Source organism: Flavobacterium olei, from assembly GCF_039749035.1.
GTDB classification, from domain to species: domain Bacteria; phylum Bacteroidota; class Bacteroidia; order Flavobacteriales; family Flavobacteriaceae; genus Flavobacterium; species Flavobacterium olei.
On the sequence record NZ_JBDKWC010000003.1, the window covers coordinates 535,625 to 551,708 of the forward strand.

Annotated in this window: 16 protein-coding genes; 8 read left to right on the forward strand and 8 right to left on the reverse strand. The window is 32.0% G+C overall.

Going from position 1 to position 16,084, the window contains the following annotated elements; all coding sequences use genetic code 11:
• Positions 1-112: 112 nt before the first annotated feature.
• Entirely contained in the window at positions 113-943 is an 831-nt protein-coding gene (locus ABEB31_RS10000) for a hypothetical protein (RefSeq protein WP_347051443.1), read from the forward strand.
• Here the strand turns inward: ABEB31_RS10000 and ABEB31_RS10005 are convergent.
• Both ABEB31_RS10005 and ABEB31_RS10010 read right to left on the reverse strand, forming a co-directional pair.
• Positions 869-2,077, reverse strand: a complete 1,209-nt coding sequence (locus tag ABEB31_RS10005) for an O-antigen ligase family protein (RefSeq protein ID WP_347051445.1) — start codon at positions 2,075-2,077, stop codon at positions 869-871. The genes ABEB31_RS10000 and ABEB31_RS10005 overlap by 75 nt on opposite strands.
• A 1-nt stretch (position 2,078) precedes the next feature.
• Positions 2,079-3,317 carry an oligosaccharide flippase family protein gene (locus tag ABEB31_RS10010; protein ID WP_347051447.1) on the reverse strand — a complete coding sequence of 413 codons (1,239 nt, stop codon included), beginning with the start codon at positions 3,315-3,317 and terminating at the stop codon, positions 2,079-2,081.
• 74 nt (positions 3,318-3,391) lie between these two features.
• Between ABEB31_RS10010 and ABEB31_RS10015 the strand changes: the two genes are divergently transcribed.
• From ABEB31_RS10015 to ABEB31_RS10025, 3 genes are read left to right on the forward strand one after another with little or no spacing between them, the layout of a single operon-like run.
• The gene (locus ABEB31_RS10015; protein WP_347051449.1) at positions 3,392-4,441 is read left to right on the forward strand and encodes a glycosyltransferase family 2 protein; all 1,050 of its coding nucleotides are present in this window, start codon (positions 3,392-3,394) and stop codon (positions 4,439-4,441) included.
• Complete coding sequence (locus tag ABEB31_RS10020) at positions 4,442-5,578, forward strand: glycosyltransferase (RefSeq protein WP_347051451.1); 1,137 nt, start codon at positions 4,442-4,444, stop codon at positions 5,576-5,578.
• 49 nt (positions 5,579-5,627) lie between these two features.
• Positions 5,628-6,611, forward strand: a complete 984-nt coding sequence (locus tag ABEB31_RS10025) for a UDP-glucuronic acid decarboxylase family protein (protein WP_347051453.1) — start codon at positions 5,628-5,630, stop codon at positions 6,609-6,611.
• A 56-nt stretch (positions 6,612-6,667) separates the two neighbouring features.
• Here ABEB31_RS10025 and ABEB31_RS10030 read toward each other — a convergent pair whose 3' ends face one another.
• From ABEB31_RS10030 to ABEB31_RS10040, 3 genes are all read right to left on the reverse strand, one after another.
• The gene (locus ABEB31_RS10030; protein WP_347051455.1) at positions 6,668-7,855 is read right to left on the reverse strand and encodes a glycosyltransferase family 4 protein; all 1,188 of its coding nucleotides are present in this window, start codon (positions 7,853-7,855) and stop codon (positions 6,668-6,670) included.
• Positions 7,855-8,943, reverse strand: coding sequence for a non-hydrolyzing UDP-N-acetylglucosamine 2-epimerase (gene wecB / locus ABEB31_RS10035; protein WP_347051457.1), 1,089 nt, complete (start codon positions 8,941-8,943; stop codon positions 7,855-7,857). The genes ABEB31_RS10030 and wecB overlap by 1 nt, the downstream gene beginning before the upstream one ends.
• Before the next feature lie 315 nt (positions 8,944-9,258).
• Positions 9,259-10,569, reverse strand: a complete 1,311-nt coding sequence (locus ABEB31_RS10040; protein WP_347051459.1) for a phenylacetate--CoA ligase family protein — start codon at positions 10,567-10,569, stop codon at positions 9,259-9,261.
• 132 nt (positions 10,570-10,701) lie between these two features.
• On the opposite strand from ABEB31_RS10040, the gene purD reads away from it, so the two are divergent.
• Complete coding sequence (purD, locus tag ABEB31_RS10045) at positions 10,702-11,976, forward strand: phosphoribosylamine--glycine ligase (protein ID WP_347051461.1); 1,275 nt, start codon at positions 10,702-10,704, stop codon at positions 11,974-11,976.
• A 43-nt stretch (positions 11,977-12,019) separates the two neighbouring features.
• Here the strand turns inward: purD and ABEB31_RS10050 are convergent, their stop codons facing one another.
• Positions 12,020-12,250: a DUF6341 family protein gene (locus tag ABEB31_RS10050; RefSeq protein WP_347051462.1), complete on the reverse strand. Its 231-nt coding sequence runs from the start codon at positions 12,248-12,250 to the stop codon at positions 12,020-12,022.
• Positions 12,251-12,390: 140 nt separating this feature from the next.
• Here ABEB31_RS10050 and ABEB31_RS10055 point away from each other — a divergent pair, with 140 nt between their 5' ends.
• Positions 12,391-13,320: a DUF6427 family protein gene (locus tag ABEB31_RS10055; RefSeq protein ID WP_347051464.1), complete on the forward strand. Its 930-nt coding sequence runs from the start codon at positions 12,391-12,393 to the stop codon at positions 13,318-13,320.
• Here the strand turns inward: ABEB31_RS10055 and upp are convergent.
• Entirely contained in the window at positions 13,315-13,968 is a 654-nt protein-coding gene (upp, locus tag ABEB31_RS10060; RefSeq protein WP_347051466.1) for a uracil phosphoribosyltransferase, read from the reverse strand. The genes ABEB31_RS10055 and upp overlap by 6 nt on opposite strands.
• Positions 13,969-14,077: 109 nt before the next feature.
• Between upp and ABEB31_RS10065 the strand changes: the two genes are divergently transcribed.
• Both ABEB31_RS10065 and ABEB31_RS10070 read left to right on the forward strand, forming a co-directional pair.
• Entirely contained in the window at positions 14,078-14,683 is a 606-nt protein-coding gene (locus ABEB31_RS10065; protein WP_347051468.1) for a DUF4254 domain-containing protein, read from the forward strand.
• A gap of 40 nt (positions 14,684-14,723) precedes the next feature.
• The gene (locus tag ABEB31_RS10070; RefSeq protein ID WP_347051470.1) at positions 14,724-15,731 is read left to right on the forward strand and encodes a glycosyltransferase family 9 protein; all 1,008 of its coding nucleotides are present in this window, start codon (positions 14,724-14,726) and stop codon (positions 15,729-15,731) included.
• A 1-nt stretch (position 15,732) separates the two neighbouring features.
• Here ABEB31_RS10070 and ABEB31_RS10075 read toward each other — a convergent pair whose 3' ends face one another.
• Positions 15,733-16,044 (reverse strand): hypothetical protein, encoded by a 312-nt coding sequence (locus ABEB31_RS10075; protein ID WP_347051471.1) that lies wholly within the window; start codon positions 16,042-16,044, stop codon positions 15,733-15,735.
• Between the last annotated feature and the right edge of the window lie 40 nt (positions 16,045-16,084).

The following is a 16,084-nucleotide window of genomic DNA, read 5'->3' on the forward strand; positions in this document are numbered from 1 at the left end:
TATTTTTTTTAGAGGCTATGATGGCTCGTTGGGAAATCTTGTTGCTTTTTATGTAAGTTTTGTATTTCTGCCCTTATTATTTTACCTCTTTTTAAGTCCTTTTTTTAAGAAAATGGATTTTGTATATCTTGAGAAAAGAATTGCTCAGGCTGTTTTTTTGGTTTCGCTGTACGGAATTATACTTTTTGCTTTTAAGCAGCTGACAGGACATTATATCGAAATTCCTTATGTTACTGTAAATGCAGGAGATTTGGGGACTTTAGAAGGAAAATATAACATGCGCGGATCACTCTATAAGCTAATTTCTACTTATAACAATGGAAATATTTTTGGAGTTTGTATCTTGATGTTGTTTCCAATTTTTCATAAAAAAAACATTTCAAAAATAAAGCTCGGTATAGTAATCCTGGCATTAATCCTTACTTTGTCAAGAACGGTATGGCTGGGCTTATTGTTTTATTTCATACTTATTTATAAAGACAGCATTTTTAGGTTAATCAAAATTTACGCCCTTTTAGGGTTAATTTTGATCCTGATTGGAGCGTTTTTAATGAATCGTTATTTCCAGTACGGGTCGCTGTCCGGTTTTATTTTAGATTCAAATCTTGGTGGAAGAATACATCAAATAAGGCAATTAAGTGGTTTAAGTTTTTTTGGAAACCAAACTTTTAAATTTATTGAAGAAATAGTGTATCTCTCCATTTTTAAACAACTTGGACTTATCGGACTCATTTTATTTTGCTTCTCTTTTTTTATGCCGGTTTACATCGCAATTACAACTAAAAAAAACAATTACCTATATTTAGTGGGTTGTATGGTCTACTTATTCGTATGTTGCAGTGACGGTTGCATGTTATATATTCCAACATTAGTCTTTTTCTACTTCGTCTCCACGATGATTTTTATTTTCAAAAATAACACCCAGGAACAGAATATCGCATAAAAAATAACTGTACACTCCGTATTGTCTAACAAGAATATTTTCGGTTAAAAAGGCAATTATAAAAAGTATAGTTATAGAAAGATATAAGTAATGATGGTTTTTGATGGAATATTTTATTTTGATAAATAACGTCCACACAAAAGTTAGCAATAATAAAATCCCCCCTTTCAGTAAGTAATCTAAATATTGGTTATGAGAATTAATTCTGAATTTGGTCAATTCAAAATTATTAAACGGCTGATAACACTGGTCCAATTTTTCCTGAATCAGATTAAAATCCATTCCTAAAAAGTTTGATTCATAAATAAGTTTTGCACTACACGACCAACTGGCATAACGCGTGGAATTTTTAAAAGAATCATAAAATAAAAAATGAATATCATCTACGTAACGTCTTGACAGTAGAATCACGCCGGCAACAATAAATAAGGCCAGGAAAACTACTTTTTTAGAAATTGATTTTTTCTGTTTTTTTAGTAAGACAAAACGAACCGCAAAAATGATTATAAGTCCAACAATGATATTTCGTGAATTATAGATAATTAAGCCTGCAAACAGAAGCGCAAACAGGATAAAAAACAATGTTTTTTTATAAACAGAAAACAGCTTAAAATCTGCTGTAAGGTCTACTAAAAATAAAATGGCAACAGCAATCCACAAGCAAATATAAGTACCATGAATTTTGTTGTAAAACTCCAAATTATATCTTGCCACATACCAATCAAAATGATGATTGTGGATATCATTTAGATAAAAACCCAAAAAATATAAACACAATAAACTTAACGAAATACAATAAGCAAATTGAATGTTTTTAAGATTTTTGACAAAAGAATCTATCTGATATAAATAAAAACTAAACAGCGGAATAACAAATAATAATAAACTTTCACCCACAAGCTTTAAGCTTTTGGAACTAAAATAAAACAGATAATAGAAAGTCAAAATAATAAAACACAGTAAAAAAGGGGTATTCTTTTTTGAAATTCTGAAATCTTGGAATTTACCTAAACGTAACAATAATAATGCAGTAACAATCATTAAAACAGATTGAAAAGCTTCTTTAAAATATACTAAAACGGAGAATATAAGCAAGTAAAGTACGGGTCCTATAAGTTTTTTGGTTAAATTCATTCTAATTAATTTTAGTCTTGAAAAAATTTAATTCAGAATCTTTAATTACGGCAAAATTCAGACAAAGCGTTATAAACAATTCAGTTAAAATTAAAGAAATAATAACGCCGTAAATTTTCAGGAAATAACACAATACAAAGGATAGTACAATATTAATAATCAAACCGAAAAGATGAGCATAGAAATAAATACTCTTTTTATGATGCAATAATAAAGAAATATATGCCGACTGATTTAAGGCTGAAATAAGCGGAATAGGCGCAAGATAAAGTAAGTAAAGAGCAGAATTCAAAGTGTATTCAGAACTTAAAATACTAATAATCAAATTTGGGAAAATAACTAAAATGATACCTCCCAAACCGTACATAAAAAGATAGGACCAGAATAAAGACTTCAAAAAATGATTGAGCTGAATAATTTTTGATGTTCCAATTTCGCATGCTTTAAAATAAACTCCCTGAAATAAAACGCTGATAGATTGTTTGCAAAGCATTATTATTTTCTCTGCAACATTATAAATTCCTACTGCCTTATTATCAAAAAAGACATTTAAAACCAGAGTGCTTGAATTCATAAGAGCGCAGATAGTCAGGTTTGTTAAAAATAACTTGTAGCCAAATTTAAGTTCTTCACAAATTTCTGAAAATGAAGAAATTGAGTATTTAAATTTATTTTTTATCATTAAGTAAAGTGTCGAAAATATGAAAATAACAATATCAGATATTCCTAAATAATAAAAAACAAAAACATAATCATTTTTTTCTGTTAGCGTAATGAAAATGAGTGCAATGCAAGATATTTTAATTAAAGAATTAATAATAAAATAAGGAAGTACTTTATCAAGGCCAATAAAAAAACAAAGATTATTTTGAGATCTTGAAAATAAAAACACCAGCAATGACAAAGCATATAAGATGTTGTGCTTTATATCAGAACATACAACAAAAATAAGCAGCAAAATTGTCGAGGGAAGGAAAATAACAATTTTACAACTAATAATTTTTGAAATATAGTGGTTAATTAATTTTGAATTATTTTTTAGTTTTTGAAGTTCTAATGGCGCAAAAGCATACCACGAGTAATCGTATAATACAGATACAATATTAATAAATGCCAGAGACACCGCAATCAAGCCGTAAATGTCAATACCAAACGTTTTAATGTAAAACGGAATTAGTAAGAGTGGAAATAATAAATTGACAAAATTTATTCCAAAGCTCAATGATATGTTTTTAAGCACTATATAATTTGTTATTGAAGTTTAAAAGAAACTTGACTTATTATTTCAAACAAATACAAATTAAAATTATATTTTTGATAAAATCAGAAAACGCAAGTTTTTTTAATGTAAAAATGACAAAAGGATATAGTATTGCAATTCCCGCCTACGGGAGACCAAACGAATTTGAAGAGTTGCTGGGATCTATTTATGAAATGGACATGATGCCGGATGAGGTCATAATTTGTGAAGACTTTTCCAGAGAAAGAGATGAAATTCGTTTTATAGCAGAAAAGTATCTCACCATTTTTAAATCTAAAAATGTAACTCTTTCTTATATAGAAAATCAGCAAAATCTGGGTTATGATGCTAATATTAGAAAACTAATTGATTTAGCAAGTGGTAAATGGGTAATACTTATTGGTAACGATGATTTGTTTTTGAGGAACGGTTTAACGGAAATTGATGCTTTTTGTAAAAGAAATGAATCCATAGCAATGATTTCCAGACCCTTTATCAGGTTTGAAAAAGATATTAATAAACCACTAGGAATTTCCAGAATTTTACAAAATGAGACAATTATTGATAAAAAGGATTCTGCAAAACTAATTTTCAGAATGTGCGGTTTTGTCGGAGGATTGGTTATTAATAAAGAATGGGCAAAAAACCTGGCAACTGACAAATACGATGGAACGCTTTTTTATCAAATATATCTTGCTGCACATGCATTTTGCACAACGGGAATCGGATATTTGGCCAATCCGTCTGTTGGTGGACGAGCAGGAAATCCTCCATTATTTGGAAATTCTGAAAAGCATGGAAATGTACATGTTCCGGGATCTTATTCGGCAAAAGGAAGGGCTTTAATGTGGAAAGGTGTTCTTGATATAGGAAAAGATGTGGGCGATCACTATAATATTAAACTACATGAAGAACTGCAAAGAGAATTAATGGTAAGACAATCTTTTCATGTTTTTGAAATGAATGTCGGAGTTACAAAACAAACTTTAAAAGAACTTAGATCTGAATTACGAGAGTTAAATTTGTTTGATCACTGGATTCCGAAAACATTATATTTTTTAAACAATAATTTTGGCAAAAATGCCTATTACGTTTATTATCTTACAAGAAAAATAATGCAATAAATGAAAAAAGCCCTAATCAGCGATTGGTATTATGTGAACGGAGGAGCCGAAAAAGTCATTCATTCTATAAATTCCATCTGGAATGATTTTGATCATTTTGCGCTTATTGATTTTTTGAATGATGAAGACCGAAAATTCATTTTAAACGGAAAAAAAGCCAAGACCAGCTTTATTCAGAAACTACCGACAGTCAAAAAAAACCATCGTAAATTTTTACAGTTATTTCCAATTGCAATAGAACAATTTGATTTAAGTGATTATGATTTAATAATCAGTTCTTCTTCTGCCGTTGCAAAAGGAATTAAAGTGGGTAAAAATCAGCTTCACATCTGCTATTGTCATTCACCAATGCGTTATGCCTGGGATTTAAGAGAACAGTATCTAAAAGATGCCGGATTAACAAAAGGCTTAAAGGGTTTATACGCAAAATCGGTTTTAGATAAAATACAGAAATGGGATCTTTCTAATTCTGAAAATGTAGATTATTTCATAGCCAATTCAGAGCATATTGCGCAAAGAATCAAAAAGACTTATAACAAAGAATCAGTTGTTATTTATCCCCCGGTCGACGTCGATTTTTTTACTTTAGAAGAACAAAAAGAAGATTATTATCTGACCGCTTCGCGAATGGTTCCTTATAAAAAGACGCAATTAATAGTCGAAGCTTTTAATGAATTGCCCGATCTTAAGTTAATAGTTGCGGGAGAAGGACCAGAGTTGGAAAAACTTCAAAAAATAGCCAATAGCAACATAGAATTTGTTGGCTTTGTAGAGAATAAAAAACTCCGAAGTTTAATGCAAAAAGCAAAAGCGTTTGTTTTTGCTGCAGAAGAAGATTTTGGAATTATTCCGGTCGAAGCACAAGCTTGCGGAACGCCGGTTATTGCATTAAAAAAAGGCGGAACACTTGAAACGGTTCTTGAAAAAGAAACCGGAATTTTCTTTGAAGAGCAAACTGCAGAAAAAATAAAAGAAGCCATAATCACTTTTGGAACAAAAAAATTTGATTCTAAAATAGTTCGGGAACATGCTGTGAAATTCTCTAAAAACAGATTTGAAAAAGAACTGAAAGAGTTTGTAGAAACAAAATTTAAAGAACATACTCAGTTTCTGGAAAGAAGATTAAGTGATATATAAGTTAAAATATTTTTCAAATCAACTACATTTGCGTGACTAAACAATTAGCATGAAAAGAATACTTATTACCGGAGCGGCAGGATTTTTAGGATCCCATTTATGTGACAGATTTATCAAAGAAGGTTATTTTGTAATCGGAATGGATAATTTGATTACGGGAGATCTTAAAAATATTGAACATTTATTCAAACTGGAAAACTTCGAATTTTATCATCATGATATTACGAAATTTGTTCATGTTCCGGGAGATTTAGATTATATATTGCATTTTGCATCACCGGCAAGTCCGATAGATTATTTGAAAATTCCGATTCAGACTTTAAAAGTAGGATCTTTAGGAACTCATAATTTATTAGGTTTAGCAAGAGTTAAAAAAGCCCGAATTCTAATTGCTTCCACTTCAGAAGTTTACGGAGATCCGTTGGTTCATCCACAAACAGAAGAATATTACGGAAATGTAAATACAATTGGTCCGCGTGGGGTGTATGATGAAGCAAAGCGTTTTCAGGAATCCATAACCATGGCATATCATACTTTTCATGGCGTAGAAACCAGAATTGTTCGTATTTTTAATACTTACGGGCCAAGAATGCGACTAAATGACGGACGTGTGATTCCGGCGTTTATCGGTCAGGCATTACGTGGCGAAGATTTAACCATTTTTGGTGACGGAATGCAGACCCGCTCTTTTTGTTACGTAGACGATCAGGTTGAAGGAATTTTTAGATTGCTGCATTCAGATTATGTATATCCGGTAAATATCGGTAACCCGGACGAAATTACAATTAAAGATTTTGCTGAGGAAATTATAAAACTGACAGGAACTAACCAGAAAGTCGTATATCATCCGCTGCCAATAAACGATCCTTTACAACGCCAGCCAGATACTACAAAAGCAAAAGAATTATTAGGTTGGGAAGCAAAAGTTAGCCGTTCTGAAGGAATGAAAATTACATATGATTATTTCAGATCATTATCTCCGGAAGAACTTTCTAAAGAAGAACACAAAGATTTTTCGAGCTATATTAAATAATAGAAAAAGGGAAATATAGTACTATTTCCCTTTTTTATTGTTCAATGCAAATGTAATTAAAAGGCATCATTTTCAATTAATTGTTTCATTTGCTCATCCAGATTAAAATGCTTTTTGGCGTGAATATAAATGTCTTTTTTCATCGTTTGGATTTCTTTTTTTCCAATTTCTGAAATTTGTTTTAAAGTGTTGTTTAAACCTTTAAAATCTTCAACCGGAACAACCCAGCCCAGCTTATTTTCTTCTACAATCGATTCTCCTTCGCCACCGCCAAAATACAGAACAGGAAAGCCTAAAGCAGTGTATTCGAATATTTTGGAAGGAACAGAACCATAAATTCTTGTTTTGAGAGGAACAAGCGCTATATCCAGATTTTGTAAAGTTTCATGAAGAAGATTTCGTTCTAACATTCCATGAAAAATAATTTTACTGTTTTGCTTTCCATTAAGATAATTAAGGATTTGTGTTTTTTCAGCGCCATCACCAAAAATATGGAGTTCTATATTTAGATTTTCTAAGTGCAGGTTCTGAATAAGTTCGTAAACTCCTTGGGCAACGCCCAATAAACCTGCATAAAATAGTTTAATCGGTTCATTAGAATGCGGCTCTTTTTCTATATTATTTTCAATAAAATGATCCGGATAATTACGATATAAAAAGCATTTCTTTTCCGGAAAAACAGAATGAATATGCGTGATAATTTCGTTGGACTGACCAAAAATATGAGAAGCCTTTTTATAGATAAAACGCTCCAAAAAACACAGGAATTTATGCGAAATACTATTTTCCTTCAAAACACCAAGTTCAATAGCTGCAATTGGCCAAAGATCTGAAACATTTAATAGTATCTTTTTTCTCTTTATCCATAGAGCCAAAACAGCTGTAAAGGATAACAATAACGGCGGAGACTGAACAATAACTTTCTTAGGCGTTCGGACAAACAATAAATAAAAGAATAAAGTGGTCGAAAAGGAAAAAGTTGAAACGATTCTTTTAAAAATATTGGAGCTGTTACTCGGATAAATCCAAAGACGTTTTAAAGTGATATTCTGAATTTTCTCAGTTATAGAAAATTTCCCTTTATATTCCGGAAAAAGTTCTCCTTTTGGATAGTTGGGCAGCGGGGAAATTACCGAAACTTGATATCCGTTCTGATTTAATTTTAAAGCTAATTGTTCAATTCTATTAGCAGCAGCGCCTTTTTCCGGTGGATAATAATTCGATATGATTAAGATATCTTTCATTATTTTTTCTCCAGTAAAATTGAAACAATTCTTTCAGACGCCTTTCCGTCCCATAAATCCGGAATACTGCTTTTTCGGGCTCCATTTTGTATAAACGATCCAAAAACTTTTTTTAGATTTTCTAATGAAGTTCCAACAATTGTGTTAGTTCCAATGGTTTCTGTTTCAGGTCTTTCGGTATTATCGCGCATCGTAAAACATGGAATTCCGAGAACGGTTGTTTCTTCAGAAATACCGCCACTGTCGGTAATTACGGCAAAACTGTTTTTAATTAGAAACATGAAATTCAGATATCCCTGAGGAGAAACAAAAATGATATTTTTAAAATCGGTATTACTTTCTCTTAGAATGGCCTGAGTTCTTGGATGTATAGGAAAAATGATTTTTTTATCACTTGCCAACAAATCTATTCCATGAAGTAGTTGAATAAGTGAGGAAACTTCGTCAACATTTGCCGGACGATGCAAAGTCAGAACAATATAATTTTTCTCGTTTAGCTGGTATTCGTTCCAAAAATCCGGAGCTAAAGTTCTATTAATATTTTGATACAATGTGTCGATCATGACATTGCCCACAAAATGAACATTTTCTGGATCTGAACCCAGTTTTAATAAATTTTCTGAGGCTGAGGTTGAGGTGGTAAAAAAATAATCCGTAATACTGTCCGTCAGCATTCTGTTAATTTCTTCGGGCATTGTTAAGTCACCAGATCGTATTCCTGCTTCAACGTGGGCAACCTTTATGTTACATTTTTTAGCTACGATAGAACAAGCCATTGTTGAGTTTACGTCGCCGACAACCAAAACCAAATCAGTAGGATTTTGAATGAGTTCTTTTTCGAAAGCAACCATTATAGCAGCGGTTTGCTCAGCCTGGGAACCGCTTTTTACTTCGAGATTTATATCCGGCTTCGGAATATTTAATTCCTCAAAAAAGGTGTCACTTAAATTTTTATCATAATGCTGCCCCGTATGCACCAAACGAAATGAAATATCAAAACCTTCATTTTGTTTCTTTTGTATAGCGTTAATAATAGGTGCTATTTTAATAAAATTAGGTCTTGCGCCCGCAATTATGGTAATTTTCATAGATTGGCTTCAATAAATAGGACAAACTTTTTTGTAAAGCAAAAGTAAAGTTTAAATTGGATTTTGAATAGATTGAAGCGCCTTCTTAATGTTTTTATTTTAAGAATTGAAGATCGCAATTTGCAACCTCTAATTTCAAGGTCACAATTTGTGACCTTGATTAATTATTTTTTACATCCAATTTTAATTCTTCTGTTTCATTGTCTTTCTTATCCGTTGATTCATCTAAATAAGAGAATACCAATTCTATGTTTTGTAAAGATAAGTAGTCGATGAGTTTTAATTACAAAAACAAATGTAAGATTTTGTTTATATTTATAAATTAGATTGAAACTGTTTTAGTTTACCGCGATTCGTTCGTTCTAAAACTGTTTTTCTGGTAAAAATGAAATTTAAATTGGGTTCTAAATACAAATCGATAGCTTGTTGTATTTTTTGAATTTGATCTATATCTAATTCTTTATCAGATACATATTCTATTTCAAAAGAATCTAATTTGATTTGTTTGATGATAAATTCTTTTACATTTCCGTCATCTTCAATGATGCTTTTAGTTACATAATAAAAAGTCAAACCAGGCGATTTTTTACCACTTGGAAGAATGGCGATGTCATTTGTTCTTCCAATAAGCTTTTTCAGAATTGGTTTTTGCAAAGTGCTTTTTTCATCCAAAATTCCAATATCACCAATTTCATATCTGATGAATGGATTTGCTTTGTTGAATAAAGATGTTATTACAATTTTTCCTTCGGTTCCATTTGGGACAGGATTATTATTTTCATCCAGAATTTCAACAAAAAGGGTTTCGGCATTTACCTGCCATTCACCGTTTGGATTTTCAAAAGCAATTAAATCTAATTCAGAAGCACCATATTCATTAATGACCGGAATACCGAATTGCTTTTTTAAAAGGTTTTTATCCGATTCAAAAAGCATTTCAGATGTTACGAAGCAAGCCTTTAAAGTTGGACAGATTTCTTTTAGGATAATATTTTTCCTTTCTAAATATTTAGCAAACAAAACGATAGAACTTGTGTATCCGTTGAGGTAATCAAATTTCTTTGTTTTGAATTTCTTTAGAAATTTCTCCAAAACAACATCAGATAAATCAAAAACCGGAAAACGGAAACGATTTGTCAAAAAGTCTTTAAAACGTTCTTTTTGGTGTCCGATAAAATCCATTGGAATTCCGTAAAAACGAGCTTGGTAAGAATGATTAAAATTAATGCCAAACCATCCAAAACGCATAATAATAGAGGACCAGGTTAATGCGTGAGCGTATTTATCTTTAGCAAAAACAAACGGAGTTCCGCTCGATCCGGAAGTCTTATTGACATAAACATTTTTTAAAGTATACCCTTTTGAAAGTCTTTCTACCAGAGGTTTTTGTAAATTTTGTTTAGTCAAAACAGGTAGATTTTCCCAATTTTCAGCAGTGGTATTCCCAGCTAATGCTGCATAAAACGAATTGTTTTTGAGATGAAAATCAACAATTTCTTTTTTTTTATTTTGAAGGAAAGCAGCGTATTCTTCTTCAGAAAAATGAATAATTTTATCCAATTCGGTTTTGGCTTTCTTTATTGGAAAACCATTTAATCGAAGCGAAATATTGAATAAAGAAATCATTCAGGAGAAATTTTTCATCAAAAATAATATTATCCGGTTACTAACACCGAAGAATCAACAACTTTTTAAGATTAAATTATTTTTTACGTCCAAAAGCAATTATTTTTGCACCACAACTAAATACAACTACACATGACAATTTTATTATTGGGTTCGGGCGGAAGAGAACATGCATTTGCATGGAAAATGACTCAGAGTCCGCTTTGCGAAAAACTTTTTGTTGCACCGGGAAATGCAGGAACTGCTGCAATTGCTGAAAATATCGTAATTTCTCCAACCGATTTTGAAGCCGTAAAAGCGCTTGTGCTTAAAGAAAATATAAGTTTAGTAGTCGTAGGACCAGAAGATCCATTGGTAAAAGGTATTTACGATTATTTTAAAAACGACGAAAGTTTAAAAAATATTCCGGTTATCGGCCCATCAAAACTAGGAGCGCAATTAGAAGGAAGTAAGGAATTTGCAAAAGAATTCCTGATGAAACATAATATTCCGACCGCAGCTTACGATAGTTTTACTGCAGAAACGGTTGAAAAAGGATGTGAGTTCTTAGAAACTTTACAGCCTCCTTATGTTTTAAAAGCAGATGGTTTGGCAGCAGGAAAAGGAGTTTTGATTATTCAGGATCTGGAAGAAGCCAAAACGGAATTGAGAAACATGTTGGTTCATGCAAAATTTGGAACTGCAAGTTCTAAAGTGGTGATCGAAGAATTTTTGGACGGAATTGAATTAAGCTGTTTTGTTCTTACTGACGGAAAAAGCTATAAAATTCTTCCAACAGCAAAAGATTACAAAAGAATTGGCGAAGGAGATGCAGGTTTAAACACAGGCGGAATGGGAGCGGTTTCTCCCGTGCCTTATGTGGATGCTGTTTTAATGGAAAAAATTGAAACCCGTATTGTAAAACCAACAATCGAAGGTTTTCAGAAAGACGGAATCGAATATAAAGGTTTTGTATTTATAGGTCTGATCAACGTGAAAAATGAACCAATTGTAATTGAATACAACGTAAGAATGGGAGATCCGGAAACAGAGGTAGTGGTTCCGAGATTAAAATCAGATTTAGTGGAGTTATTTTTGGCAGTTGCAGATCAGCAACTAGGAGATTTCAATTTAGAAATTGATCCAAGAAGTGCGACAACTGTAATGGTGGTTTCCGGCGGATATCCTGAAGATTTTGAAAAAGGAAAAGAAATTACAGGTTTAGAAAAAATTACAGATTCTATTGTTTTCCACGCAGGAACAAAATTAGAAGATGGAAAAGTTTTAAGTAACGGAGGCCGTGTATTAACGGTTACTTCTTACGGAGATGATTTTCAACAAGCCATAAAAAAATCTTACCAAAACATAGATAAACTAAGCTTTGATAAGATGTATTTTAGAAAAGATATCGGCTTCGATTTAATTTAAAAATAAATTAGACCAGCCCTTTTTAAATAAAGGGTTTGGTTTTTTATTTTAAAAATGAATGAGCTGTAGTATCTTGGTTTTCTGTTCCTGCATCATCAAAAATGCGTAATTGCTTAATCCAGTAAACGATTGCACAAGCACAGATGATCATAAAAATCCAGTTAATTGTGTTTGCACCAAACCACGTAATTAGTTCTAAACGACGTAAAAAGTCAAGTGGAGCAAATAAAATGTTCACAAATAAGTATTGTATTCCTTCGAAAAAAGATGTCATAATTTTAAAAATTATATGTTATTTATTATTGTGTAACGCATTGATCGAAAATTCAGCCAGCTAAATCTTTTTTCAACTTGTTGGGTTTTTCCTTTTAAACAAGTATTATATTTACAATCACAAAAGTATAAAATATCCTTATGATAACAAGTGTTTTTAAAAAATCTACGCCATTAAATTATTCATTGGTTGTAATTTTGATACTGGTTTTCTTTTTTATGTTCCAAATCAAGGACCCAAGCTGGGTAACATCTTATTTTTTGGCTTTTCAAAAAGTAAGCTTGCTTTGCTTTATTGTGGCTTCTTTTTTTATGATTAATTTCGTTGTAAAAAAGAACGGACTCAGTAAAGACAACGGATACGCGATACTTTTTTATCTGTTGTTTATTTTATTTTTCCCGACTTTATTTAATAACACAAATGTTATTTACGCCAATTTTTTTGTTTTATTGGCCCTTCGAAGACTGATTTCGCTCCAATCTCTTAAAGCATCCAAAGAAAAAATATTCGACGCTTCATTTTGGATCTTTGTAGCCTCTTTATTTCAATTTTGGAGTATTTTATTTATAATATTGGTTTTCATTTCGATTGTTTTTCACGTTTCCAGAGATTACAGAAACTGGGTTTTGCCGTTTGTGGCACTTTTAGCGGTAGCAATATTGTTTTATATGACCACTTTAATTTTTAATATCGATATCTTTTCGTTTTTTCAGGAAAGGGCATTAATCGATTTTAGAATTAATTATTTTAAGGATAATGTCGAAAATGCAGCGCTTTCAATATATACCGCAGTGGCATTATTTTTTGTCACTTCGATGTTAATGACAATATCAAACAGACCACAAATCGTACATTCTTCCTATAAGAAAATTGTGGCTTACTTTTTTATAGCCGTTTTTGTTTTTATCATTTCTCCCAATAAAAGCAACGATTTATTATTGTTTAGTATTGCTCCACTGGCCATTATGGCAACTGCACATGTTGAATATATGCAACAGAAACTTAATAACGAAATTGTTTATTATACACTGATTGTGTGTAGTTTGATTCTGTTTTTCTCTCAATTATAGTTTCCTTCCGTAAGCAAGATCACCGGCATCACCAAGTCCGGGAACAATATAATTTTTCTCGTTTAGTTTCTCATCCAGAGAAGCAACCCATAAATGACAGTTTTCAGGAAGATTTTCTTCGAGAAAAGCAATTCCTTCCGGTGCGGCAATAACAACAACGATATGAAACTCTGCCGGAGTTGCGTTTTCTATTAATTTTTTATGAACCGCAACAATGGATTGCCCTGTGGCCAGCATTGGATCCAGAAGCAAAACTGTTTTATTATTTAAATTCGAAATAGCCTGATATTCGACTAAAATTTCGAACTCATCATCATTATTCGGATGATGCCTGCAGGCAGAAACAAAGCTGTTTTCGGCATGATCAAAGTAATTTAAAAATCCGTTATGCAAAGGCAGACCGGCTCTTAAAATAGGGCATAGAACCAAATCGGTTTCAATTTCAGTAGTTTTTTTAATGCCAAGCGGAGTTTGAATTTCGACATTTTTGTAAGGCAGAATTTTGCTTAATTCGTACGCCATAACTTCCCCGATACGTTCTATATTTCTGCGAAAACGCATGCTGTCGTTCTGAACATTTACATTTCGAATTTGTCCCAGAAAATGATTTAGTACGCTATTGTTATCAGATATATAATGAATTTTCATAATTGTTTTTTAAAATATCAACTGTTTTATAAGAAAAATGAAAAATTAACCGTTTTTTTCAAACTATAAAAGTATAAAAAGTATCTTTGTTTTATAAAAAAATAAAAACATGTTTTCAAAATTAGCATATTCTGTTTTCGAGCAAAGCATTAAAGATTATCATCAATTTGATAATGTAGATCAGCCAATAAACAATCCTTATCCAAAAGATCAGTTTGAGCATTTGTTATATCTAAAAAACTGGATCGATACTGTACAGTGGCATTTTGAAGATATTATTCGTGATCCGCAGATTGATCCTGTTGCTGCCCTTACTTTAAAAAGAAGAATTGATGCGTCCAATCAGGAACGTACTGATATGGTGGAATATATAGATGGATATTTTTTACAAAAGTACAGTAATGTAAAAGTAAAAGATGGTGCAAAAATCAACTCAGAAAGTCCGGCATGGGCGTTTGACAGATTGTCAATTTTAGCCTTAAAGATTTATCACATGCATGAAGAAGCAAATCGCGCAGAAGCTTCTCAGGAACACAGAGATAAATGTCAGGAAAAACTAAACGTGCTTCTAGAACAAAGAACAGATTTGTCTACTGCAATTGAAGAATTACTGACAGATATCGAAAACGGCGATAAATTCATGAAAGTGTACAAACAAATGAAAATGTACAACGACGATGAACTGAACCCTGTTTTGTATCAGAATAAAAAATAATTTGGCCGACTTGTCCAGCAAAATTAAGCATATAGCCGTCATGAGACTATCCGCAATGGGAGATGTCGCCATGACGGTTCCTGTTTTACGCGCTTTTGTAACACAATATCCAGAGGTAAAACTGACGGTTATTTCACGACCGTTTTTTAAACCTTTTTTTGACGGAATTCCGAATCTTACATTTTTTGCTTTTGATGAAAAAGAAAGGCACAAAGGTTTTAAAGGGCTTTTGAAGTTGTACTCAGATGTAAAAAAGCTGAAAATTGATGCTTTTGCAGATCTTCATAACGTATTAAGATCTAAAATTGTAAGTCTGCTTTTCGCTTTAAGCGGAAAAAAAAGAGCCACTGTAGATAAAGGCAGAGAAGGAAAAAAAGAATTAACGCGTAGTGAAAATAAGATTTTTAAACCTTTGCCCACAATGTTTGACAGACACTCAAAAGTGTTTGAAGAACTTGGTTTTCCTTTAGATTTATCTCATCCTGAATTTCCTGAAAAAGCAATTCTGAGTTCTGAAATTTTGGAAATTATCGGAAACACAAATTCAAAATTAATCGGAATCGCTCCTTTTGCGCAATATACCTCTAAAGTTTATCCTTTAGATTTAATGAAAGAAGTGATTGAAAAATTAGCCCAAAATTCAACAAATAAAATTTTACTTTTTGGAGGAGGAAAGAACGAAATCGAAATTTTAGATTCTCTTTCTCAGCCTTTTGGAAATGTTATAAATGTTGCCGGAAAAATAAAATTTCAACAGGAATTGCAATTAATAAGTAATCTGGATATCATGATTTCTATGGATTCCGGAAATGCTCATATTGCGGCGATGCTGGGTGTAAAAGTAGTTACACTTTGGGGCGCAACTCATCCTTACGCCGGATTTTTACCATTCAATCAGAGCTTAGAAAATGCGCTGACTTCCGACAGAAATCAATATCCAAAACTACCAACGTCGGTTTACGGAAATAAAATTGTAGAAGGTTATGAAGATGCAATGAGAACGATTTCTCCTGAAGAAGTAGTTTCTAAAATTGAAAAACAATTTTAAATTATCCGATCCAAATTTTCTCGTCTTTGCATCGGCTGTAAATATATCTTTTTAAACTTGAAATGGTAGACTCATAATCAGGAGCATCGTAACCAAAACGTTCGTGTTCCATCTGTTCTTTTTCCATTGCTTCACATCCTTTTATCACTTCTTTAATCATGTCAATTAAAGCGAGTTCTTTATTATCTGTTTTCTGAAATTTTAATTCAACAATTTCATCTTGCAGTTCTTCGCAATAAGCAACAAGATTTTGCACTTCTTTTTCTTCTAAGAGGGTTTCGTTGTTTCTAAATATTTCACGGATTGATTTCATAATGATAAAATAAATTCCCAGGCTAATCCTGTCAAGTTTT